We start from the raw sequence: 21,199 nt of genomic DNA on the forward strand, positions 1-21,199 counted from the left end.
AGCGCGTTCTTGTTCAGGACGCTAAGCCCGCTGCACGAGTTGCTCGATGGTATCTGGGTCGGCTTTGATCAGCGACAATAGAACACGCGCCGGCGCGTCTGGCTGGCTGCGGCTCTGCTCCCAGTCCCGCACTGTACCCAGCGGGAGATGGTAGGCACGGGCAAACTGATCCTGTGTCTTGCCCGTACGCTTGCGGATCGCAGCCACATCGATGGGCGCCGCTACCCTTGCGTGGCCCGTTTCCCCATTGGCATGGGCAATAGCATCACTGAGGCCGGCTGCGATCTTGTCGAAGGCACTCTTCATCTTTTCCTCCTAAGGCTGTCGGTCAGCGTCTTGGTGAAAGCGGCAAGGGCATTTCGCTCACCCTTGGTGAGGTTGGCCTTTTCGTTTTTTCCGAACACGGTCAGCAGGAACGTCGGCACATCTATGCCCGCATAATAGGTGATAACCCGGTACCCGCCAGATTTACCGCCGCCTGGTCGCGCTACCCGTAACTTCCGGGCCCCGCCGCACCCCGGCATGATCTCACCGGCCTTTGGATTAGCCGCGATCAGGTCAACCACTATCTGTTGCTCCTCGGCACTCATGCCAACGTCCTTTGCCGCCGCAAGGTAGGCATTGGTTTCGATGACCGACTGCATGCCAGAACATGTACGGCTTACCCGTAGTTAGTCAAGCGCACAGCGCTTAATCGGGGAGCACCAGAAAGCGCCGAGTGGCCCCCTGCCCCACGGCCTGAACGAACGGCCGGTTACCGCGATCACCGCCCGAAAAGGGACGGGCTGCTTTCCACCAAAATAGACGGCGGCAGACCGACCTATGCCAGCTTCGCGGTGTAACCGGGCAACTATGTGGGAAGGTCGGAGTCGGCTTGACGCCGCGCGCGCCAGATGGCGTGGATGCCGTCGCAGCCGCCCTCCCCGCTCCACGATCTCGCGCTGGACCTCGCGCGTCTGCTGGCGCGCGACCTGGCACGGCAGCAGATATCCCAGAGGAATCAGGTCGCCCCGAAAACGGGTAGGCGACCATCATGACGACCTTCGTTGCGAATGCAGGAAGCACGAATGGAGGAAAGATGAAGCGGTGTGCGATATACGCGCGGTATTCGACGGACAAACAGGACGTGCAGTCGATCGAAACGCAGCTGATGATGTGCCGGCGCGAGGTCATCCGCGCAGGCTGGCAGGAGGTGCTCTGCTTCACAGACGCAGCCGAGTCGGCGGCTACGATGCACCGCCCCGGTATGAAGGCGTTGCTTGCGGCCGTTGACGCAGGCCGCGTCGACATCGTCTACGCTGACGCCATGGACCGGCTGTCGCGCAGTCAGGCCGATATCGCGACATTGTTCGACCGTCTCAGGTTTCGCGGCATCCTCCTGGCCACGCGCAAGGAAGGCATAGTCACGCCGCTGCACATCGGCATGATCGGTACGATCAACGCCGAGCAGCTGAGCGCTACCAGCGACAAGACGCGCGATGCGCTCGTGCGTCGTCACGCGATGGGGAAGAACCCCGGCGGCTCTGCGTACGGCTATGAGAAGCGCATCGAGCACGACGGCAACGGCGAACGCATCCGCGGCCTGCAGCAGATCGTACCGAACGAGGCGATGGTGGTGGTCCGGATCTTCGAGGACTATGCGGCTGGCCTGTCGCCCATCGCCATCACGCGGCGCCTCAACGCCGACAGCGTACCATCACCGCGTAGCGGCAAAGCCAGCAGACATCCGCTCGGCAAGGCCGCGGCCTGGACGCCGAACACGCTGACCGGCAATGCCGCACGCGGCACCGGCATCCTCAACAACCCGCTGTATGTAGGCCGACGGCCGTACGGCAAACAGACGTATCGCAAGAACCCGGAAACGGGCAAACGCCATGCCTTCGTCAATACGGAGGACAAGCGATCCGATGACGTCGAGTCCCCGGCGCTCGGCATCGTGCCCCTCGAGCTATGGGATCGGGTCAAATTGCGCCAGGCTACGCTATCGCGCGGGCCGAAACAGCGTACCGAGACGGCTGGCCTGCCCTTCTTCGCGCAACAGCGCCCGCGGTATCTGCTGACCGGCAAGATGAGCTGCGGCAGCTGCGGTGCAAGCTATGCCAAATCGGGCAAGACCCGGTTCGGCTGCCAGGGCGCCGCCAAGAAGGGACCGACCTGGTGCGACAACCGGCTGACGATCCGCCAGGACGAACTCGACGCACGCGTGCTGGCAGGCTTGTCGAGCGAGATGCTGCGTGACGAAGTCGTTGCAGCGTTTCTTCTGGAATATGAGGCAGAGACCCGGCGCCTGACAGCGGAAACGGTCAGCGCCCGCCCCGAGCGGGAAGCCGAACTGGCCAATCTCGATCACCAGCTCGGGTACGCCAAGGCGGCTATCCTCAAAGGCGTGGACGCGACGGTGTTCGTCGACGAGATGAAGATCTGGACCGAGCGACGCAAGGCCCTGCTCGCCGAACTGGAACTTACCGAACAGGAGACCGCACAGACGGTTTCCCCGGAGCCCGAGCTGCTTACCCCGGACCTGGGCCGCGTGTACCGCGAGAAGGTCGAACAGCTCACCGCAGCGTTCGAGGACGACGCGCTGAAGGCGCAGGCGTTCGACCGGTTGCGCGCGCTCATCGAGGCTGTGGTGCTGACGCCGGAAGACGGCGATCTCACCATCGACCTGCGCGGCGAGCTTGCGTCGATACTGATGCTATGTGCCGGAGTGGAAACGCAAAAAGCCTCCGCGGAGGTGACCGAGGAGGCATTGCAAATCAAGATGGTTGCGGGGACAGGATTTGACCGCTGTAGAACTCGATTTTGCCTGACGAGAAGCGCCATCGTGTCACCCGCCACGGTGGTTTAGTAGACGACTTAACAGAGCTATTTTCCGAGATTTTTGGGGAACGTCTTGGGGCCCAAACGCTTCAAAATCCCGAAGTTGTAAGGACGTGAAAATGGCAGATGACAAGAGCAAGACAGACGGCCGTGATCGCAGCCGTGTTTCGGGTAGCGAACCATACGAGGTCGAGTATTTCGCCCAGAAGCATGGACTGAGTGCGCAGCAGGCGCGTGACTAGATTGCCGAGGTCGGGAACGACCGTGAGAAGCTCGACGCTGCCGCTGGCAAGGTAAACGGTCAACGCGGTAGCGCCTGACCACCGGCAAGGTGCAGCCCCATCACGTCAAAATGAGCAGACGTCACGGCCCTGCAATAGCCTGAGCGCGACGCTCGAGTTCATGAGGAATGGCGACGTGCTCATGCAAGTTGGAGCGGCGCTGGATGGGCTGACAAAGCCGACGCATTTGAAGTTCGAAGTGTGATGATCGCGCGCGCCGGCCCGACAATCAGGTTGCGGAACGCTTCCGTCGGGCAGCCTTCAGTTTGAGCCACACAGGGGCATGGTCGCTGGACTTCTCCCAGCCCCGGACGTGATGATCGACCTGCGCGTCCGCCAGTCGCGCGGCCGCAGGGGCGTTCAGGAGAAGATGATCGAGCCTTAGCCCGGCATTGCGACCATACGCGTTCCTGAAGTAGTCCCAGAACGTGTAGATCGTTTCGTCGGGATGCTTTGCCCGCAGCGCATCCAGCCAACCTTGATCGATCAAACGAAAGAACGCGGCCCGGACCTCCGGCGCAAACAGCGCGTCCTTGATCCATCGTTCCGGCTTGTAGACGTCCATCTCGGTCGGCATCACATTGTAGTCGCCGGCCAGCACGACTGGCGCATCGGTATCAAACAGCGTGGCCGCATGAGCAATCAGGCGCTCCATCCAGGCGAGCTTGTAGTCGAACTTCGGACCCGGCCTCGGATTTCCATTGGGTAGATAGAATCCTGCGACCAGAATGCCGCCAACGGCCGCTTCGAGATAGCGGCTCTGCACGTCTTCCGGGTCGCCCGGCAACCCCCGTCGAGTTTCAACGGGTTCGGCGCCACGGGCGAGGATGGCGACGCCGTTCCAGCTCTTCTGACCATGCCAGATCGCGCCATAACCCGCCGCTTCGATCGCACTCAACGGGAACTTCTCGTCCGGCGCCTTCAGTTCCTGCAGGCAGACGACGTCGGGCCGTGCTTCCTCCAGCCAGCGCAGAAGCACCGGCAGGCGACCGTTGATGCCATTCACGTTGTAGGTTGCGATCTTCATCGGGGCACCAAGCGAACAGAGTCGATCATAGGTCGGGCAAAATTTGGTCAGCGCGTCCCCAACCGACGAGATCCTTGGACGCCGCGCGTTTCAACAGCGCACCCGCATCGCCGATATGCCAGCCCGATGCGCGGTCGAGTTTTCCGAGCTCTTTCCACGTGATGGGCACGGCAACGGGCGCGCCTTCGCGAGCACGAGTACTGTACGGCATGACTGCCGTCGCCCCCCGCTGATTACGCAGATAGTCGATGAAGATGCGTCCGGTTCGCTTGGCCTTGGCAAGGGCTGCGGTATATCGATCGGGTTCGGACTGGGCCAGGACGAGCGCCAGGCGGTGGGCAAAATCCTTCACAGCCGGCCACTCGGCTTGCGGTGTCAGCGGCGCAATGACGTGAACGCCCTTTCCGCCCGTCACCATCGGAAAGGTCTCTAGGCCCATCTGAGCCAGTACGTCGCGGACGTGAAGGGCCGCGGAAATGACGTCCTTAAAATCGAGGCCCTCATCGGGATCGAGATCGAACACGAGCCGGTCGGCCTTCTCGACGTCCTCGATCCGCGCACCCCAGCCGTGGAACTCAATCGTACCCATTTGGACGCAAGTGACGAGACCCTCAGCGTCGTCGACGAACAAATAGGGTTCGTCGTGTCCGTCCTTCTCGGCGATCCCGACATGGTGGACATGATCGCCGAAGCTGCCGGCGTCATGCTTTTGGAAAAAGCACTTCTTCCCTCGGCCCTGCGGACAGCGGACCAGGCTTATCGGGCGACTTCCGCACCAAGGCAGCATGATGCCGGACACAGCCTGGTAATAGTCGGCAAGCTGGCCTTTCGTGATTGCGGACTCGGGAAAGATCACCCGTTCCCGATTGGTCACTCGGACGATGGAGGGCTCGGGTGCCTCGAGCTTAGCAACGGGCGCGGGCTTCTCGACGACGACCGCCTCGGGTCTCTTGTCCTGGCGCAAGCCCAGGTAGCTGGAATGGCGCAATACCCCGTCGCTCGTCACTTCCATGAACGCCACTTCGGCCACCAGCTGCGGCTTGATCCAGCGTGCGCCGCGTACGGCTGCGCGTGGTGCGATGACGGTCGGCTTCGTGACGGCCAGCGGCGTCATCAGATCCATCAGCTTGTCGATCTCCTCGGCCGTATACCCTGTTCCGACCTTGCCGGCATAGCGGAGATGACCGTCCTCGTTGACGCCCAAGAGGAGCGACTTGAACCCTCGCTGCTTGTCGGACGGCAACCAGCCGACGATGACGAACTCCTGTCTCTGGATACACTTCGTCTTCAGCAGCTGCCGGACCGGGAGCCGACATAGCGCGCGTCCGCGCGCTTCGAGATGACACCCTCAAGACCTTCGGCGCAAAACGTGTCGAACAGTTCCTCGCCGCGGCCGACGATGTGGTCGGAGTAGCGGATCCGGTCGGTGCCGCCCGCGAGCAGCGACGCTAGCTTTGCCTTGCGCTCCAACAGCGGTTGTCCGGTCAGATCCTCACCGTCGAGCGCCAGCAGGTCAAACGCGTAGTACAGGATCGCGTCCGGGTCTCCTTTCAGCGCAGCCTGCAACGCCTGAAAGTCGGTTTTGCCGTTGGCATCGACGACCACTGCCTCGCCATCGATGAGAGCCGACGACGCATCCAGATCCGCGGCGTCGGCAACGAGGCCCGCGAACTTGTCCGTCCAGTCCAACCCGGATCGCGTATAGGCCCGCCCCGCCCCCCCACCGACCGCCACCAGCGTTCGATACCCGTCATATTTCATCTCGTGCAACCAGGCGTTGCCGGCGGGCACATGATCGACAAGCGTCGCGAGCTGGACAGGTTGGAATGGCGGGGGTGAGCCTGCCTTCTTACGGCCTGTCGCTCGTGCTTTTGCAGCTTTCGTCGCAGGCTTTGCGGTGGGCGTTGCCGGTGCCCTCGACTTGCCTCGCTCGCCTGAGGCGATCTGTTCCATAGTCAGTCCGCTGACCACCCCCGTAAGGTGTGTTCCGACAAGATCCTCCGATCCGCCAACCTGGTCGTCGGTAACCTTGCGCAGGATCCAGTTCTCGCCCTTCTCTTTCCCGCGCGGCTTTAGCCTGAAGAGCATCCATTCGCCTTTGAGACGATGCCCATGCAGGAAGAAGTGGAGATGTCCCTCAGGCAGCGTCTTGCTCGGGTCCTTGCCAGCGAGCGGCTCCCACGTTCCCGTGTCCCATAGCATCATCGTCCCGCCGCGATATTCCGACTTCGGGATCGTGCCTTCGAACGTGGCGTACTCGACGGGGTGGTCTTCGGTACGAACTGCCAGACGTTTGTCGTCGGGATTGATGCTAGGTCCACGCGTGACGGCCCAGCTCTTGAGAACGCCGTCGAGTTCGAGCCGCAAGTCATAGCGCAGGCGAGACGCGGCATGCTTCTGCACGGCGAAGCGATTGCCTCCCGCCTTGGCGATCCGGCCCTCGGGCTCGGCGGTTCTGGCGAAATCCCGCTTCTCCCGGTATTTCGCCAGGGCATCGCTGGAGGAGGAACCAGTCATGACGCTATGCCCAATTCAGCAGGGCGAAGCTCATGCTCCAGCTGATCCATGGTGCACGCCTCAGGTGCCTTATCGGGACGCCAGCGCAGGATGCGCGTACCGTGCCGGAACCGGTTCCCGGTCACCTGATCGTACAGGACTTCGACGACGAGTTCTGGCCGCAAGGGGACCCACTCGCTCTCACGACCGTCGTTCCAGCGACTGGGACCGCCGGGAGCTTTACCCGTGAAGCCCGGGGCTTCGATCAACGGCTCGAGCTTCGCGGTAAGCGCCGCGCGGTCGGCCGCGGCTATACCTGAGGTGAAGCCGACATGGTTGAGCTTGCCGTTATCATCGTAAAGCCCGAGCAGAAGCGATGCTACCTCGCTACCCTCCTTCACCCGTCTGAAGCCGCCTACGACGCAATCCGCGCTCCGATGTTGCTTCACCTTCAGCATGGCGCGTTCCCCGCCACGGTAAGGCTCGTCCAGCCGTTTCGCGACGACGCCGTCCAGCGCCCCGCCGCTCGTCGCCAACCAGGCCGTAGCGTCGTCGATATCATCGCTACAGGGCGACAGCAGGAGACCAGCGCGGGCATGGCGAGTATGGAACGCCTCCAACGCTTTCCGGCGAGCCGAGAGCGGCGCATTGATTAGGTCGGCATCATCGACGCCAAGGCAATCGAACAGCATCAGCTGCGCAGGCGTCTCTTTCGCCAAGCGATCTATCCGGCTTTGCGCCGGATGCAGCCGTGCCTGAAGCGCATCGAACGAGAGGATGTCCGCGATGGATAGGATGATCTCGCCGTCGAGCACGAAACGCGCCTGCGGGACCGATGCGACAAGCGCGACTATCTCGGGAAAGTAGCGACCGAGCGGTTTTCCTGATTTGGAAAGGATGTCGACGGCCTCGCCATCACGGAAGACCAGCGCTCTGAAACCGTCCCATTTGGGCTCATATTGCCAGCCCGGTTCGACCGGCAGCTCATTTACGAGCTTGGCTTCCATTGGCGAAGGCCGGTCTGCGACCATCAGTTCTGGTCCGGGGCGCAGCACGCACAGTGTTTGGGAGCCAGTCGTTTTCCCTTTGCTGCCTCGCGACGTCGTTCCTGCCGACTTGGCAGCGGAGCAACGCCAACCGAACTGGGAAAACCGTTAAGCGCAATCGATTTGGTCACGGCATCTTTGAACATAAGATCACTCCAGACGGCCTTCAGTTATAAAGCCCCCCAGTCGCCATCTGTTCCTGCTACTCCGACACGGGGATCGGTGGTCCTGATCAGAACAGCAAACCTGTGCCCCCTGTCCCTGACAAGGGACGTAATCGCTGGCCTGGTAGGGGCGGATTCAATGCTCGTTGGAGTGCCGGTCTTCGACCGGCGTGTAGTAGCGCGCTATATCCGCTTCGGTGAGCGCATGACCGCTCGATTCTTTGACGAGCGCCGCGATTTCGCCATCGGTCCTGCCAGCGTCGCGCAGCTGCTCGATCTCGTCGCTTACCATGTTGATGAAGGCGGGCACCGGGAACCGTTCCTCGCCCAGGCCTAGCGCATCGCGCATGTGCTTTTGCGCACGCAAGGCTTCGGGAAGCGTGAATGCGATCTCATCGGCCATCGAACGTGCCTTTCATGGATGCTGGAAACTGGTCGGGGGGCATCGGCCCCCCGACACTGAAACGCTTATGCGGTAACTGCTTCCGCCTTTGCGTTCACGCTCGACGTTGCCATCGCCGTCAGCTTGTCGTCGGTCGCATATTCCTCGTCGAGCGTCTCTTTCAGGATCGCTGCGATATCGGCGCGGCCGAGCTGGTTTGCCCAGGCGATCAGCGTGCCGTACCGCGTAATCTCGTAATGCTCGACCGCCTGTGCCGACGCGATCAGCGCAGCGTCGAGCACGGCCTTGTCCTGGATCTCGCCAGCGACTTCGTTGGCTTCCTTGATGATGCCGTCGATCGCCGGACAGGTCACTGCCTTTGCCTTCTCACCGAGCAGGTCGAAGATGCTCTCGAGGCGTGTGATCTGCCCTTCCGTCTCACGCAGATGGGTTTCGAAACCCTGCTTCAGTGCTGGTGCCGTCGCCTTGTCGACCATCTTAGGCAAGGCCTTGGTGATCTGGTTTTCTGCGTAATAAACGTCCTGCAGCTGATGCAGGAACAGATCGTCGAACGTCACGATGTCTTTGGAAAACAGGCCCATGATAGTGTCCTCGCTGAGCGGATAGCCGCGAAGCAAACTGCTCCGGCACCGCCGCAACGCACCGACTCAGGGGTAAGTTTCGTTCGGTTTAGCGCCGCCTCAGCGGGCTATAGATTGGCCTGCTCGTCGACTGGTAGCTCGGCGTCGGGACCATAATAGAGCTTGGCGCAGTCGTCGCGAAGGCACCCTCCCTCGATAACGATGTCGTCGCGGTAGGCGTCGCCGATGAACGCGAGCGTGTCGACGTGCTGCGCTTCGAAATACATCGCATGAACATCATCGCGGCCCGCCCCGTAAACGACGCGGCCGACCTTCGACCAGATCGACGCCATTGTGCACATGCCGCAGGGCTGCAGCGTTGAGTAAAGCGTTGCACCGCGCAGTTCCAATTCCCCGGTGCTTTCACACGCCCGTCGGATCGCCATCATCTCGGCATGCGCGGTCGCGTCCGGCAATTCCTTCGTCTGATTGCGCTCGCCCGCGATAACCTTGCCGTCGAGGACGATCACGCACCCCAGCGGCGACGTTGAGGGATCGGAACCCTTCGATCGCGCGATCGCGATCGCCTCGCGCATCCAGCGTTCGTCATCCTGAGTCATCGTCTCGGCTCCCTGTTACGGTCGCACAACGCGTAGCGTGCACAATGGATCGTTCGGCGCAGTCGTAGTTGCTTGCCGAGGATGGCCGAACGCTACCGCTCCTTGCTGCGGGTTGCGAAGACAGGCTCTAAGACGGTCATCTTGCAGGGTCATAGGGTTTGTGCAGGCGGACGATATCGTCATACGATCCGCGCAGCCAAGTATCGATATCGGCGGGTCCAGGATCGTGATCATCGCTTTTGGGTGGATCGGCGCCCAACATGTTGGGATCGCACGTGACGCGGCGTACGCCGGACCGCCTAGCCTTACGTTGCCATAGAAACGATAGAAGCAGCCCCCCATCTAACGGCTCATGACCAATAGCATTCTTCATCTCGGGCTGATGGAAGACACGGAAATCGAGCTCGATCTGGCCGCCCTAGAATTGGCCGCGCTCGATCATCCCGGTATCGATCTCGAGGGATATATCGACGAACTCACCGACATAGAAATAGCCCTGCGCGCTGCTGACGGCGACGCAGTGGGCAGCGCTGCTCAGGCCCAGGCCCTGAGCAGCGTGATGGTGGAAGAATTCGGGTTCTCCGGCGACCGCGTACACTATGACGATCCGCAGAATGCGGACCTGATCGCGGTTGTCGATCGTCGGCTTGGCCTGCCGATCAGTCTGTCGATCCTCTATGTGGCGATGGCACGACGTCTCGGATGGTCGGCAATGCCGCTCAATACCCCCGGTCACGTCCTGGTGCGCCTTGGCGACGCGTCGGATGCGCTGATCATCGACCCCTTCAACGATGGTCGCATCGTCGCCCCTGCACAGGTGCAAGCCTTGCTAGAGCAGATGACGGGCCAGGCACGGTTTTCCGACGGGATGCTTCCCCTGTCGAACCGGTCGGCGCTCGTCCGCCTGCTGCTCAACCAGGCGACCCGTGCCGAGCAGGCCGGGGATCCCGCACGCGCGCTGGTCCTGTACGACCGTATGACGATCGTAGCACCCACGCACGCCCATGGTTGGTGGGAGCGCGCCAGACTTAAGCTGGTCGTAGGTGATGTGGCCGGCGCCCGCAGCAGCCTTAGCGCGATGCTGGAGATCACCCGGGACGACGATCTGCGCCTGCAGGTATCGGCAGCGCTCGATGCCCTTCCCCGGCCAACGCCGTCATGAATATTGCGGTGGATCGACCCTTGCCGTGATGCCTTATCCTAAGCGCGTCCACCGGCGCTCATGCCAGGCCCGGGACTGAACCGCGTCTCCGAAACGCCAGAACCGGGTCTCGCGTGTATGGGGACCTGCGCGGACGAGCGTCCAGCACTCACCCGTCGGCAGCTCGACAATGCGGTGAATGTGCGCGGCATCGACATGGTAGGTTTCGCCCGGGATGCGGTGGACGAGCTCGCTGTGCCAACCACCGCCTGGATCCAGGTGGAGCACCTCTTCGACATAGCCGCCATCAAGGATCTCGGTGTCGAAGCTCCAGGGGTGATCATGCGGCGTCGCGTGCGGCTCTTCCATCTTGAACCGGTGTAGCGCGCGTCCGTCATCCAGATGGTATTTAGTGAATGCCCGCGACATACGCTCGACGCTGACGATCCGCGTGCCGTCAGGAACGCGAGCAACGGCTGCTCGCGGTAGTCTCATACTCACGGATCAGACACCTCTTCATAACAGCCAGCGCGGCGCAGTTGGCGGACGATCCCGTTGAACGCCGCGGTCACGCCCTGTGCCCTGCCGATCTCGTTCTCTTGGGCTGCGGCATCCCAGTAGAGTTCGAGTGGCCAGCGTTCCGGGCAGTGCGGCAGCAGGCAGCGCAGCGCCAACCGGATTTCGACGACATCGACGCGCGCGTCCGAGCAGCGCGCAACGCCGCCACGCAAGATATGCACCGACAGCGCGATGACAACGCGCTGATGACGGACGAGTTTGGCCATTAGTGGAAGTCGTGAGATTTGAACTTCACGACGGCTTCCGGATCCATGCCGTCCGCATGGGGCGGCCAGTAAGAGTTGCGAGGGGCAGGACTCCAGCCCTTGTCGCCACGGTCGGGGGAGCCGGCATGTTTCGCGCCATCGCCGCGACCCGTCCGGTGCGGGAACGACATCTCGCCGACCCGGTGCAGCAGGTCACCGTGGTCGATGATCCGGTCGCAAATGACGTGGATAACCTCGCCCTCCTTCTGCACCCTGCCCTTCATGCCGATCATCGACGCGGACATGACGGTGCGGCGCTGCCGCTCGAACCGATCGGGCCACAGGATGCCGTTGGCGATTCCCGTCTCGTCCTCGATCGTGATGAACAGCACACCCTTGGCAGACCCCGGCTTCTGGCGAACGAGGATGATGCCGGCGACTTCGACATGCCGTCCGTCGCGAATGGTCGCCAGGTCCGCGCATTTGGTCACGCCACGCCTGGCCAGCTCGTCACGGACGAAGGTCAGCGGATGCGCGCGCAACGAGAGCTGCAGCGCGCGGTAGTCCTCGATCACCTCACGACCGTCGGTCAGCGGCCGCAGTTCGACATCAGGCTCGATACCTTCCGCGCTGACGGCATGGTCCGCGCGATCGGCCGCGGCGAACAGCGGCAACGGCGCTTCGCCGAGCCCCCTCACCTTCCATAAGCCCTGCCGACGATCGGCACCAAAGCTATGGAAGGCGTCGCCGTCCGCGAGCTTCTCGATTGCGGCGCGCTGGACGCCCGATCGTCGCCACACGTCTTCGACGCTCTCGAACGCGGTCAGCTCGCGCGCGCCGACGATCTTCGCACCGTCCGCGTTGGACAGGCCGCGGATCTGTCGGAGCCCGAGCCGGACAGCGAGATAGCGCCCGCCGTTCTTCTCCAGCGTGCAGTCCCACCGGCTTGCGTTGACGCATGGCGGTCGAACCTCGACACCGTGCGCGCGTGCATCGCCGACGATCTGTGCCGGCGCGTAGAACCCCATCGGCTGCGCGTTCATCAGGCTCGCACAGAACACGTCGGGATGATGATGCTTCATCCACGACGACGCGTAGGAGATCTTGGCGAACGAGGCCGCGTGGCTTTCCGGAAAGCCGTATGAGCCAAAGCCCTCGAGCTGGCGGAAAGTACGCTCGGCGAAGTCTCGCGGATATCCACGCTCGACCATGCCCTCGACCAGCTTCTCCGAGAAATGGGATACGCCGCCCGTCACCTTGAAGGTCGCCATGGCACGGCGCAGCTGATCCGCCTCGGCCGGAGTGAATCCGGCACCGACGATCGCGACCTTCATCGCCTGCTCTTGGAAGAGCGGAACGCCCAGCGTCTTCTCCAGCACGGCACGCAGTTCGGGCCGGGGATACTCGGGCTTCTCCAGCCCCTCGCGCCGACGCAGATACGGATGGACCATGTCCCCTTGGATCGGTCCCGGCCGCACGATCGCGACCTGAATCACCAGATCGTAGAAGCGGCGCGGTTTCATCCGCGGCAGCATGCTCATCTGCGCGCGACTCTCGATCTGGAAGGTGCCGAGCGTGTCGGCCTTGGAGATCATCGCGTAGACGTCGGGATCGTCGTCCTGCAGGTCGGCAAGCCCTACTCGCAGCCCTTTGTCCGCCTCGAGCATGTTGAAGGCGCGGTTCATGCAGCCCAGCATGCCGAGGCCCAGCACGTCGACCTTCATGAACTTCAGCGCATCGATGTCATCCTTGTCCCATTCGATGATTTGGCGGTCTTCCATGGCCGCGGGCTCTATCGGGACGAGGTCATCTAGGCGGTCATGGGTTAGGACGAACCCGCCCGGGTGCTGCGACATGTGGCGCGGTACGCCAATCAGCTTGCGCGCTAACTCCAGCGTCAGCCTAAGCCGGCGATCGCCGATGTCGAGGTTAAGCTCCTCGACCTGCTTCTCGCCGACGCCATCGGCCGACCAGCCCCAGACCAGACCCGCGAGTGACGAGGTGAGGTCTTCCGGCAGACCGAGCACCTTGCCGACGTCGCGAACCGCTCCACGGGCCCGATAGCGTGTAACGACGGCAGTCAGCGCGGAATGGTTTCGGCCGTAGGTCTCGTAGATCCACTGGATGATCTCTTCACGACGCTCATGCTCGAAATCGACGTCGATGTCGGGCGGCTCCCGGCGCTCCCCCGACACGAACCTTTCGAATAGCAGCTCATGCTTGATCGGATCGATCGAGGTGACGCCCAACACGAAGCAGACGCACGAGTTGGCAGCCGATCCTCGTCCCTGACACAGGATACCGCGCCGGCGGGCTTCCCGCACGATCGCGTAGACGGTGAGAAAGTACGGCGCATAGCCAAGCTCGCCGATCAACCGCATTTCGTGCGTTATCTGGTCGGTATAGGCCTGCGGCACGTCGCCATCGAACATCCGCTCGACCGCTTCTTTGGCTAGTTTCTGGAGCGCTTCCTGTGCCGTCAGACCATCGATCAGCTTCTCATGCGGGTACTGATACTGAAGCTCGCCAAGATTGAAGGTGCAGATCCGCGCGATGTCGACGCTTGCCTGCAACGCGTCGGGATAGGCGCGGAAGCGCCGGACCATCTCGTCGGGCGATTTCAGCGCGCGATCGGCGTTCACCTCACGGCGATAGCCAAGCTCGTCGACGGTGCATTTCTCGCGCACCGCTGTCACTACGTCCTGCAGCAGCCGCGCGTCTGGCGCGTGATATAGCACGTCGCCTGTCACAACGGCGCGCACGCCGGCACCGCCAGCCTGCCGCGCGAGCGCATCGATCCGAACTGCGTCTCCTGGTCGGCGCCGCTGGAACAGCGCCATGTAGCCGCGACGACCGTAGATCGCCTTCAGGTCGACTAACGCGGCCAGGTTCTCGTTGTCCGCCTCGTGCGGCAGCAGGATGGCGATGACGCCTTCAGACCATGGCTCTAGGTCCTGCCAATGAAGCAGGCAGCCCCCCTTTCCCGCCCGCTTCTTACCGACGGTCAGCAGTCGCGTAATTCGCGACCAGGCCGACCGATCGATTGGGTAAATCAGCAAACGACGACCGCATGATAGATCGATGCGCGTGCCCGCGATCGAGCGGACGCCAGTGGCTTTCTGCGCTTCCCATGCACGCACAACGCCGGCAACGGTGCCGATGTCGCTAACGCCGATCGCCGGGTAGCCAAGCACGGCAGCGGCCGCGAACAGCTCGTCCGGACTGGACGCACCGCGCAGCAGCGAGAAGTGTGTCAGCACCTGAAGCTCGACATAGTGGGTCATCCGAAGACCCCGTGCATCCACCAGCTAAGATCGCCAGTGTCGTCCTCGAAGCCGTCACCGCGGCGGAACACCCAGTAGCGACCGCCTGCCTCATCCTCGACGCGGTAATAGTCGCGGACCGCCCACACCTCGGCATCGCGACGCCACCATTCGCCGTGAACCCGCTCTGGTCCGTCGCCGGCGACGACCTTGTACGTCTTGCCCCTCCACTCGAACCGCTTCGGCGGTTGGTCAGGCATCAGCGCCATGACCCGGTGCAAAGGCTCTGGATGCGCGAAGAGACGGATCGGGCGTTGCCAGACCGGCCAGTCTCCCGGCACCAAGTTCGGATCGGAACGGACAACTGCCCGCTCCGGTACATGGCTTTCGACAGGCGCGATGCGAAAGACGGCGTTCCCCCCGATCCGTCCGGCGATGAGGTCGACCAGGCGCGACGGATCGCGCACCAGTGTCTCACCGGCGAGGACAGCGCCAAGGTCGACCGCATCAAGTGGCTCTGTGTGCGGGGCCACCAGCGAGAATTGCTCAAGCCCCATGCCCGGGTCGATGCGCTCGATGCGCAGCTTTAGCAGCCGCAGGAGATGCGTCACCTCGCGGGTCGGCCGAGATGTGCCTACCGCCACGATCTGCTCGCTGCCGTCGACACACAGGCCGGTCAGGCGCAACGACCTGGCACCAAGCCCCTTGGCCTGTAGCAGCTCCGCGAGGTCGCGCAGCAGGTCACCCATGACCTGCTCGATCGCCTCGGCGGTGCTGATCGGCTCCAGCAAGCGGCGCTCGACGGCCGGCACCTCCATGTCCTCACGCGGGGTAATCGGCTCTGCCATTCCCCCCAAGGCCTGATCGAGGCGCGTGATTGCTTGCAGGCCAAGCCGTCGTGCCAACGGCCCGCGCGCGACCGGCAACAGATCCGCAACTCGCTCGAAGCCGAATTTGCGCGCCGCGGTAAGCGCTGTGGGCGTCAGGCGCAGTGCGGCTACCGGCAATGGACTCAGTGCCTCGACCGTCCCGCGTGGCTCCACATGGGTCAGATCCTCCCTTCCGAAGCGCGCCAGCGCATGAGCAGCGCCTGGTGTGTCGGCGACCGCCACGCGGGCGGTGAAGCCGGCGCGACGGCAAAAAGCGACCAGGCGACGGCAGAACCGCTCCTCCCCACCATGCAGGTGGTCGCAGCCAGCAAGGTCGATCCAAAGGCCGTCGGCCGGCGTCACCGCCGCGATCGGCGACCAGCGCCGGACCGCCAGCAGCGCAAGGCGATCGAGCAGAGCCGCGTCGGCTTCGGGCTCCACCGGACGGAAGTCGAGGTCGGACACCAGCGCGCGTGCGTGAGTGGCCGCCATGCCGGGGTGGATGCCGAGCGCTTGTGCACCGGTGCAAGCGTGCACGACCTCTTCGCGCCGCCCGACCTTACCAACCAACGCAAGCGGTGCGTGCTCAACTGGCAGCGCTACAGGCGCAAAGGCGCGTAGAGCGGGTGCCGCAGCCTTGTACGGATGGCTTGCCGCCTCCGATCGCCGGCCAAGCTCGCGCATAGGCGGGTGCGCATGATTTGGCAGCGCGGCGATCTGCGTTTCAACGTCCCCGCGTGATTGTACACCGTCTCGAGCCCAGCGAGCGCCAGGACGCCAACCGCCGCCTCGGGGTACCGAACAGGCACCCGGATCGTCGTCGACCGGTAGTTGCAGGGCTGGCCGTTCAGGCAGCCGCGTAGCGGGCCGTTCCAGCCGTCTCAGCCGCTCGATGGCCAAGTTCGGCAGGAACAGCGAGACGACCCGTCTCATCGCTGCCCTCCACTATCAGGGAAAAAGACCCGCCGGTCCGCTGCCGTGCGAGTTCGACTGACCAACGTGCCCGCCCCACTCCCGCGACGCTCAGCCGCTCGGACGACGCGCTGGCGATCCGCCAGCGCGTCCAGGCAGCGGACGGCTCACTCAACGGATCATGCTCACGTCCCCGCCAACGCCGCAAAAGCAGCACCGGAATATCCGCTTCGGCCGCGACGAGTTGAAGGCGGCGGGTCGCGACCATCGAAACTCTGCTCGCTTCTGCAATCACCGCCGATGGCGTGCCATCGCGGACAGCGTCCTCGACGACAGCCAGCAGAGCCGCATCGTCGTTCGGCTGTGCGTAGATCACATTGGCAGAGCACAGTCCGACTTGCGCCAAGCCTGGCGCGTAAAGGTCGTTCCGGCAGCTTGCCCACAGAACCAGCCCGTTGAGCGCCTGCGCTTCGCGCCCTGCGATGCCGGCAAGGAACAGCGTGGCTGCCGCATCATCGACGAGCGAGCAAGTCCGCGACGCTACCTCGTGAAGCGCTCCGCCACGAAGCCCTCCCCCATTCAGACGGCCGTCCAGATCGGCAATGCCGAACGGCATGACACGGTAGTCGGCAACCGGCATCGCGACCGTACGCAGGTGCGCGATGCTGTGGGGTAAGGACTCGGAACCGACGGATGACATACTGGCTAGACTCTACTCGTTCCCTTTATGTTCCGTTACCAACTGCTGTTGGTCAACGGGTAAATGTCGATCGTTCGGACTCTTTGCGCTTGACCGCGGCTCAGGGCGGTACGGAACGGGTGCGCAACGAATCGTAAACAGAGCGGAACGAATTCGCTTTCGTTCTGGTCGCGATTGACTCATGGAATCGTCATGCCGATCCGCCCCGAGAACCGCTGGCTCTATCCGATCGACTGGCGGCAGCTGTCGCAGACGGTTCGGTTCGATCGCGCCGGGGCCAAGTGCGAGGGATGCAGTCGGCCGCATCTGCGCCGTGTGGTCCACTTGGGCGACGGACGCTGGTGGGACGCCGATGTCCGTTGCTGGCGGTCGGACCGGGGCAAGCGTATTTCGATGAAAGCAGGGTTCGTCCTGGCGTCGGTCCGGGTGACGTATGTCGTTCTGGCCTGCGCACACCTCGATCATGATCCCGGCAACAGCGCGCCTTCGAACCTCAAGGCGTTATGTCAGCGCTGCCACATGATCCACGATGCGGCCGAGCATCGCTGGCAGCGCTGGTGGAATGTCTTTCGGCTCCGGGCGATCCGGGATCTCTACGAGGATCCTCGCGTCACACGCGAGCGCATCGCTAACCGTTAGAGATCGATGTTACGGGCGCGCATTGCCTCGGCTGCCAAGTCTGCGATTGGTCCCCGCCCTGCGGTCGCCTCATAGACTTCGGCGACATCGTGATCCGCGAGCTTGACCAGCATGAGGCGAACCGCCGCAACGCTTGCCTCGTCCAGTACGGTCTTTGTCTCGTCATTCGTCATGGCTAAGGTCCGCCAGTGTTTCCGATGGAGAACGAATAGCATGAACGTAAGTGACCTGGCCAAGGGCGTCGCCGAAGCGACCGGTTCGAACGAGGCCGATGCAAAGAAGGCGATCACCGCCGTATTCGACCAGATCGCGGCCGCAGCCGTGAAGGGCGAGGAAGTTTCAATCCCAGGGTTCGGCAAGTTTACCGTCAAGGACCGCCCGGAGCGCGAAGGCCGTAACCCCGGCACCGGTGAGGCGATCACGATCGCGGCCTCAAAGAAGGTTGCGTTCACGGCCGCCAAGGGGCTGAAAGACAAGATGTAAGGCATGTGCGCCGACGAGCGATCTCGTCGGCGCCAACCCGAGGGATAGGCTTCGTGTGCAACCGGTATCGTATGACCGCAAAAGAGGTCGACCTTGCGGTCACCTTCGGTATCCGACCTCCTTATGAAAAGGATGAGGAATATCCCGCCGGTGACATCTTCCCGACCGGCAAGAAGACCCCGTTCTACGGCAAGGTGATCGTGCAGGACGGCGCCGAGCGGAAGCTCGAGCGGATGGAATGGGGCGTGCCGACGCAAGTACCCAGCGCGCGCGACCCCTCGGTCAAACTTACCAAGTACGTGACGAACGTGCGGAACCTTAACTCCAGCTTCTGGCGATCGATGCTGACGACGCCGGCGCGACGCTGTCTCGTCCCGGTCACCGCTTTTTCTGAATATGGGTTGGCGCCTGGCGAAGACGGCAAGAAGCCCTTGCACTGGTTTGACGTGCCCAGCCGCCCAATCTTCGCCTTTGCTGGCATCTGGCGTCCGACCGAGCGCGGTGACGCCTATGGATTCCTGACGACCGATCCGAACGCGATCGTGGCGCCTATCCACCCCAAGGCCATGCCGGTCATCCTACACGACGATGATTACGATCGTTGGCTGACAGCGCCCTGGGACGAACTGAAGGACTTGGTCGCGCCCTACCCATCGCAGTTGATGCGCGTTGAGGGCAAGGCATCGGCGGACGCGGAGGACGCCCGATCACCTGTGCTATTCTAGCCTTTGAACCCCGAAAGGTGACTGACAATGACAGAAGCGACGTGGGGCGAAAGCGCCAAGACCCCGGACATCAACTGGCGAATGAGCGCGTCGTTGGAAAACGTGCCTCGCGGTGACACCGATATCGCCGAAGTGACGAACCTCGAGCGAGCCGTGCGGGATTGGGTCAGGCTGGACCCTGAAAATAGAGAAGCGGCGACCTTGACCACGGATCATGCCGTTCAGATCGAAGGGGTTTCCAGTACGACGTTCACTGGCGAAGCTATCGCAGCCCTAGTCGAGCATTTGCCGGCCACTCCAACCGTAGAAAAGTAATTACTATGGTGAAATCCAGCGTCAGTTTCGAGCGCGGTGACGGATATTGGGTGGCGGAGCGTGATAGCATCGGCTTCACCGGCACGACCGACTTTGGTCCCGTCGAGTTTCTGATCACCAGCGAAGCGTTGGCCGAGATGCTAAACCCGGAGCTGGACGGAATTGATCCGGAAACTGCGGTTGAGGTCTTCATCGAGTTCGAAAGCGACATTTACCGCATCGCTCAGCGTGAGTTTGTGAAACGCCTAGGTGGTGAGCCACCGATCCTGCTTACGACTTCAGATGTGGCGCTTTAGCGTCGAAGTACGTTCGCGATTCAACTGGTTCAATGGTCCGGAGCGGGTTACGCTTCGGACCCACGTCGTCTCCATGCCTATTTCAGTAAAAGCCGCCCTCTTCTCGCTCCTCCGCGCCTTCCTCTTGCGCTTCCTCAAGATCGTTTGGCTCTTGTTCGTCGGCGATTGGTTTATCCTCAAGGGTATCTTTCGGCCCGTTGCTGTCGTCCGGTAGTTCATTGACGTCGGTTTCAAATGCGGGTTCTTCGACTATTATCGCTGAGTTGTAATTCACCGTTTTACCAGTCCTAAGCATTCGGCAAAATAAAGCAGGGCCGCCTCGCACCAATGGTTCCTAGAATTAACCTATTTGAAGCGGACTACAAACCGTATGCCTATGGAGAGTTGATGACGAACGCGGATATAGTAAGACGCCGCTCCCCCTAGAAACTGTATTGGGAACGGAACGTGTAATCCCACTCATGGCAATCTCGCGCCGTAGGCTTTCACGCTACGAACGCATGAATGGGATTTCACGTGAGGCGTCTTGAAGCGAACGTTTCACATCCCCTTCGTTTGAGACGGAACATTACGAATTGTGTAGCAAGGCAGGCCCAAACGGAATTACTTAACCTTTTGCGGCCATACGGCATACGGCGGGCTTCAATCTATCGGACTGTCTGTGAAACCTTACTCGACAGAAACACAGCGGCTAGCAGCCTTACAGTCGTACGCCCTGCTGGGTACCCGACCTGAACTGGCTTATGATCAAGTCACTGCGCTTGGCTCAAAACTTTTCGACGTACCGATTTGCATGATCTCGCTTGTTGGCGAGACCGAGCAATGGCTGAAGTCACACCACGGCATCGACCTGTGCTCCACCGAACGTTCCCTGTCATTCTGCGCGTACACTTTGACCATGGACGAGCCGCTGGTTGTGTTCGACGCGTCTGTCGACCCACGCTTTCGGGATCACCCGATGGTAACCGGAGAGGCAGGCGTGCGCTTCTATGCGGGCGCGCCCTTAATTAACGCCGAGGGGCACCATCTCGGCGCGCTCTGCATTATCGACACCAAGCCACGCTCTGCCTTTAGTGGTGTCGAACGTGAGCTCCTCAGCGACCTTGCATCAGTAGCCATCACGATCATGGAAAAGCGACGGGCAGGCCTACTAAACCGCGCAATAGGCGGCTTTGCAAACGTTATAGGGCTGGCACTGATAACCTCTGACGCAGAAGGCCGCATTACCTTCTGGAATCCGGCGGCCGAGACGCTGTTCGGTCATTCGCCGTCAGAGGTGATCGGTCGACCGGTCGAGCTTATCATCCCGGCACGTTTCCAGGCAGAACATGCTGCCGGGTTCAGGAAGGTCGCGGCAGGGTGCACGTCGAAGCTGTCAGGCAAGTCGGTGGAGCTCGTCGCTGTCCGTAAGGACGGCACCGAGTTCCCAATCGAGATGAGAATGGCGAGTTGGCTTGGCCCCGCGGGAGTCGAGTTCGGTGCCCAAATTCATGACATCACCGAGCGCCGACAGCGAGAACGGCGTCTCGAGCATCTTGCTCATTATGATGCGCTCACTGGACTGCTGAACCGCACCGGCTTTCGCGAGAGGCTGGAAGAGAGGTGGTTCTAGGAATCTGAACAGCGGGGATAAGTGGATTGCCGATCTAACAGCGGCCATGCTGGCCGCGAAGAG

At 62.3% G+C, this 21,199-nt stretch carries 23 protein-coding genes and 1 pseudogene; 9 read left to right on the plus strand and 15 right to left on the minus strand.

The genetic code is table 11. The features are described 5' to 3' along the window. Positions 1 to 21 precede the first annotated feature (21 nt). Together O6W96_RS04595 and O6W96_RS04600 are read right to left on the minus strand one after the other, a co-directional pair. Entirely contained in the window at positions 22 to 306 is a 285-nt protein-coding gene (locus O6W96_RS04595; protein ID WP_353468471.1) for a helix-turn-helix domain-containing protein, read from the minus strand. Then, the gene (locus O6W96_RS04600; protein WP_353468472.1) at positions 303 to 644 is read right to left on the minus strand and encodes a type II toxin-antitoxin system RelE/ParE family toxin; all 342 of its coding nucleotides are present in this window, start codon (positions 642 to 644) and stop codon (positions 303 to 305) included. Before O6W96_RS04600 ends, O6W96_RS04595 begins: the two co-directional genes overlap by 4 nt. Before the next feature lie 434 nt (positions 645 to 1,078). On the opposite strand from O6W96_RS04600, the gene O6W96_RS04605 reads away from it, so the two are divergent. Both O6W96_RS04605 and O6W96_RS04610 read left to right on the plus strand, forming a co-directional pair. Further along, on the plus strand, positions 1,079 to 2,848 hold the full coding sequence (locus O6W96_RS04605) for a recombinase family protein (protein ID WP_353468473.1): 1,770 nt from the start codon (positions 1,079 to 1,081) through the stop codon (positions 2,846 to 2,848). A 91-nt stretch (positions 2,849 to 2,939) separates the two neighbouring features. Next, positions 2,940 to 3,062: a DUF3606 domain-containing protein gene (locus O6W96_RS04610; RefSeq protein WP_254686100.1), complete on the plus strand. Its 123-nt coding sequence runs from the start codon at positions 2,940 to 2,942 to the stop codon at positions 3,060 to 3,062. A 268-nt stretch (positions 3,063 to 3,330) separates the two neighbouring features. On the opposite strand, the gene xth is transcribed toward O6W96_RS04610, so the two are convergent. From xth to O6W96_RS04640, 6 genes and pseudogenes are all read right to left on the minus strand, one after another. Continuing rightward, on the minus strand, positions 3,331 to 4,128 hold the full coding sequence (xth, locus tag O6W96_RS04615; RefSeq protein WP_254686101.1) for an exodeoxyribonuclease III: 798 nt from the start codon (positions 4,126 to 4,128) through the stop codon (positions 3,331 to 3,333). A 25-nt stretch (positions 4,129 to 4,153) separates the two neighbouring features. Then, positions 4,154 to 6,645 (minus strand): annotated as a pseudogene (ligD, locus tag O6W96_RS04620) (DNA ligase D). Continuing rightward, a complete protein-coding gene (locus O6W96_RS04625; RefSeq protein ID WP_353468474.1) occupies positions 6,642 to 7,655 on the minus strand; it encodes an ATP-dependent DNA ligase in 1,014 nt (337 codons plus the stop codon). The pseudogene ligD and the gene O6W96_RS04625 overlap by 4 nt, the downstream one beginning before the upstream one ends. Before the next feature lie 315 nt (positions 7,656 to 7,970). Next, complete coding sequence (locus O6W96_RS04630) at positions 7,971 to 8,237, minus strand: hypothetical protein (RefSeq protein ID WP_353454184.1); 267 nt, start codon at positions 8,235 to 8,237, stop codon at positions 7,971 to 7,973. Positions 8,238 to 8,302: 65 nt separating this feature from the next. Next, positions 8,303 to 8,818, minus strand: a complete 516-nt coding sequence (locus tag O6W96_RS04635; protein WP_353468475.1) for a ferritin-like domain-containing protein — start codon at positions 8,816 to 8,818, stop codon at positions 8,303 to 8,305. A 107-nt stretch (positions 8,819 to 8,925) separates the two neighbouring features. Beyond that, the gene (locus O6W96_RS04640) at positions 8,926 to 9,417 is read right to left on the minus strand and encodes a nucleoside deaminase (RefSeq protein ID WP_353468476.1); all 492 of its coding nucleotides are present in this window, start codon (positions 9,415 to 9,417) and stop codon (positions 8,926 to 8,928) included. A gap of 352 nt (positions 9,418 to 9,769) precedes the next feature. On the opposite strand from O6W96_RS04640, the gene O6W96_RS04645 reads away from it, so the two are divergent. Beyond that, on the plus strand, positions 9,770 to 10,579 hold the full coding sequence (locus tag O6W96_RS04645) for a SirB1 family protein (RefSeq protein WP_353468477.1): 810 nt from the start codon (positions 9,770 to 9,772) through the stop codon (positions 10,577 to 10,579). Positions 10,580 to 10,612: 33 nt separating this feature from the next. Here O6W96_RS04645 and O6W96_RS04650 read toward each other — a convergent pair whose 3' ends face one another. The 5 genes from O6W96_RS04650 to O6W96_RS04670 form a co-directional block, all read right to left on the minus strand. Next, positions 10,613 to 11,059, minus strand: a complete 447-nt coding sequence (locus tag O6W96_RS04650; protein ID WP_353468478.1) for a hypothetical protein — start codon at positions 11,057 to 11,059, stop codon at positions 10,613 to 10,615. Continuing rightward, positions 11,056 to 11,343 carry a hypothetical protein gene (locus O6W96_RS04655; RefSeq protein ID WP_353468479.1) on the minus strand — a complete coding sequence of 96 codons (288 nt, stop codon included), beginning with the start codon at positions 11,341 to 11,343 and terminating at the stop codon, positions 11,056 to 11,058. Before O6W96_RS04655 ends, O6W96_RS04650 begins: the two co-directional genes overlap by 4 nt. Continuing rightward, positions 11,343 to 14,606, minus strand: coding sequence for an error-prone DNA polymerase (locus O6W96_RS04660; protein WP_353468480.1), 3,264 nt, complete (start codon positions 14,604 to 14,606; stop codon positions 11,343 to 11,345). The genes O6W96_RS04655 and O6W96_RS04660 overlap by 1 nt, the downstream gene beginning before the upstream one ends. Further along, entirely contained in the window at positions 14,603 to 16,138 is a 1,536-nt protein-coding gene (locus O6W96_RS04665) for a DNA polymerase Y family protein (RefSeq protein WP_353468481.1), read from the minus strand. Before O6W96_RS04665 ends, O6W96_RS04660 begins: the two co-directional genes overlap by 4 nt. 163 nt (positions 16,139 to 16,301) lie before the next feature. Continuing rightward, positions 16,302 to 17,066: an ImuA family protein gene (locus tag O6W96_RS04670; protein ID WP_353468482.1), complete on the minus strand. Its 765-nt coding sequence runs from the start codon at positions 17,064 to 17,066 to the stop codon at positions 16,302 to 16,304. 192 nt (positions 17,067 to 17,258) lie between these two features. Between O6W96_RS04670 and O6W96_RS04675 the strand changes: the two genes are divergently transcribed. Beyond that, entirely contained in the window at positions 17,259 to 17,705 is a 447-nt protein-coding gene (locus tag O6W96_RS04675; RefSeq protein WP_353468483.1) for a hypothetical protein, read from the plus strand. On the opposite strand, the gene O6W96_RS04680 is transcribed toward O6W96_RS04675, so the two are convergent. Beyond that, positions 17,702 to 17,878, minus strand: a complete 177-nt coding sequence (locus tag O6W96_RS04680; protein ID WP_353468484.1) for a hypothetical protein — start codon at positions 17,876 to 17,878, stop codon at positions 17,702 to 17,704. The two genes, O6W96_RS04675 and O6W96_RS04680, sit on opposite strands and share 4 nt — an antisense overlap. A 40-nt stretch (positions 17,879 to 17,918) precedes the next feature. Between O6W96_RS04680 and O6W96_RS04685 the strand changes: the two genes are divergently transcribed. From O6W96_RS04685 to O6W96_RS04700, 4 genes are read left to right on the plus strand one after another with little or no spacing between them, the layout of a single operon-like run. Further along, positions 17,919 to 18,188 (plus strand): HU family DNA-binding protein, encoded by a 270-nt coding sequence (locus O6W96_RS04685; protein ID WP_056485706.1) that lies wholly within the window; start codon positions 17,919 to 17,921, stop codon positions 18,186 to 18,188. Between the two features lie 53 nt (positions 18,189 to 18,241). Then, entirely contained in the window at positions 18,242 to 18,913 is a 672-nt protein-coding gene (locus tag O6W96_RS04690) for an SOS response-associated peptidase (RefSeq protein ID WP_353468485.1), read from the plus strand. A gap of 27 nt (positions 18,914 to 18,940) precedes the next feature. Next, positions 18,941 to 19,228, plus strand: a complete 288-nt coding sequence (locus O6W96_RS04695) for a hypothetical protein (RefSeq protein WP_353468486.1) — start codon at positions 18,941 to 18,943, stop codon at positions 19,226 to 19,228. 5 nt (positions 19,229 to 19,233) lie between these two features. Continuing rightward, complete coding sequence (locus O6W96_RS04700) at positions 19,234 to 19,524, plus strand: DUF1488 family protein (RefSeq protein WP_353468487.1); 291 nt, start codon at positions 19,234 to 19,236, stop codon at positions 19,522 to 19,524. 82 nt (positions 19,525 to 19,606) lie between these two features. Here O6W96_RS04700 and O6W96_RS04705 read toward each other — a convergent pair whose 3' ends face one another. Next, complete coding sequence (locus O6W96_RS04705; RefSeq protein ID WP_353468488.1) at positions 19,607 to 19,798, minus strand: hypothetical protein; 192 nt, start codon at positions 19,796 to 19,798, stop codon at positions 19,607 to 19,609. A 387-nt stretch (positions 19,799 to 20,185) separates the two neighbouring features. On the opposite strand from O6W96_RS04705, the gene O6W96_RS04710 reads away from it, so the two are divergent. Further along, positions 20,186 to 21,136, plus strand: coding sequence for a PAS domain S-box protein (locus tag O6W96_RS04710; RefSeq protein ID WP_353468489.1), 951 nt, complete (start codon positions 20,186 to 20,188; stop codon positions 21,134 to 21,136). Positions 21,137 to 21,199 lie beyond the last annotated feature (63 nt).

It is taken from the genome of Sphingomonas faeni (assembly GCF_040407495.1).
Taxonomy (GTDB): Bacteria; Pseudomonadota; Alphaproteobacteria; order Sphingomonadales; family Sphingomonadaceae; genus Sphingomonas; species Sphingomonas faeni_D.

Coding starts and splice junctions, on each gene's coding strand:
- O6W96_RS04595 (WP_353468471.1), bottom strand. CDS start 306: ATGAAGAGTGCCTTCGACAAGATCGCAGCCGGCCTCAGTGATGCTATT.
- O6W96_RS04600 (WP_353468472.1), bottom strand. CDS start 644: ATGCAGTCGGTCATCGAAACCAATGCCTACCTTGCGGCGGCAAAGGAC.
- O6W96_RS04605 (WP_353468473.1), top strand. CDS start 1,079: ATGAAGCGGTGTGCGATATACGCGCGGTATTCGACGGACAAACAGGAC.
- O6W96_RS04610 (WP_254686100.1), top strand. CDS start 2,940: ATGGCAGATGACAAGAGCAAGACAGACGGCCGTGATCGCAGCCGTGTT.
- xth (WP_254686101.1), bottom strand. CDS start 4,128: ATGAAGATCGCAACCTACAACGTGAATGGCATCAACGGTCGCCTGCCG.
- O6W96_RS04625 (WP_353468474.1), bottom strand. CDS start 7,655: ATGGTCGCAGACCGGCCTTCGCCAATGGAAGCCAAGCTCGTAAATGAG.
- O6W96_RS04630 (WP_353454184.1), bottom strand. CDS start 8,237: ATGGCCGATGAGATCGCATTCACGCTTCCCGAAGCCTTGCGTGCGCAA.
- O6W96_RS04635 (WP_353468475.1), bottom strand. CDS start 8,818: ATGGGCCTGTTTTCCAAAGACATCGTGACGTTCGACGATCTGTTCCTG.
- O6W96_RS04640 (WP_353468476.1), bottom strand. CDS start 9,417: ATGACTCAGGATGACGAACGCTGGATGCGCGAGGCGATCGCGATCGCG.
- O6W96_RS04645 (WP_353468477.1), top strand. CDS start 9,770: ATGACCAATAGCATTCTTCATCTCGGGCTGATGGAAGACACGGAAATC.
- O6W96_RS04655 (WP_353468479.1), bottom strand. CDS start 11,343: ATGGCCAAACTCGTCCGTCATCAGCGCGTTGTCATCGCGCTGTCGGTG.
- O6W96_RS04660 (WP_353468480.1), bottom strand. CDS start 14,606: ATGACCCACTATGTCGAGCTTCAGGTGCTGACACACTTCTCGCTGCTG.
- O6W96_RS04665 (WP_353468481.1), bottom strand. CDS start 16,138: ATGCGCGAGCTTGGCCGGCGATCGGAGGCGGCAAGCCATCCGTACAAG.
- O6W96_RS04670 (WP_353468482.1), bottom strand. CDS start 17,066: ATGTCATCCGTCGGTTCCGAGTCCTTACCCCACAGCATCGCGCACCTG.
- O6W96_RS04675 (WP_353468483.1), top strand. CDS start 17,259: ATGCCGATCCGCCCCGAGAACCGCTGGCTCTATCCGATCGACTGGCGG.
- O6W96_RS04680 (WP_353468484.1), bottom strand. CDS start 17,878: ATGACGAATGACGAGACAAAGACCGTACTGGACGAGGCAAGCGTTGCG.
- O6W96_RS04685 (WP_056485706.1), top strand. CDS start 17,919: ATGAACGTAAGTGACCTGGCCAAGGGCGTCGCCGAAGCGACCGGTTCG.
- O6W96_RS04695 (WP_353468486.1), top strand. CDS start 18,941: ATGACAGAAGCGACGTGGGGCGAAAGCGCCAAGACCCCGGACATCAAC.
- O6W96_RS04700 (WP_353468487.1), top strand. CDS start 19,234: ATGGTGAAATCCAGCGTCAGTTTCGAGCGCGGTGACGGATATTGGGTG.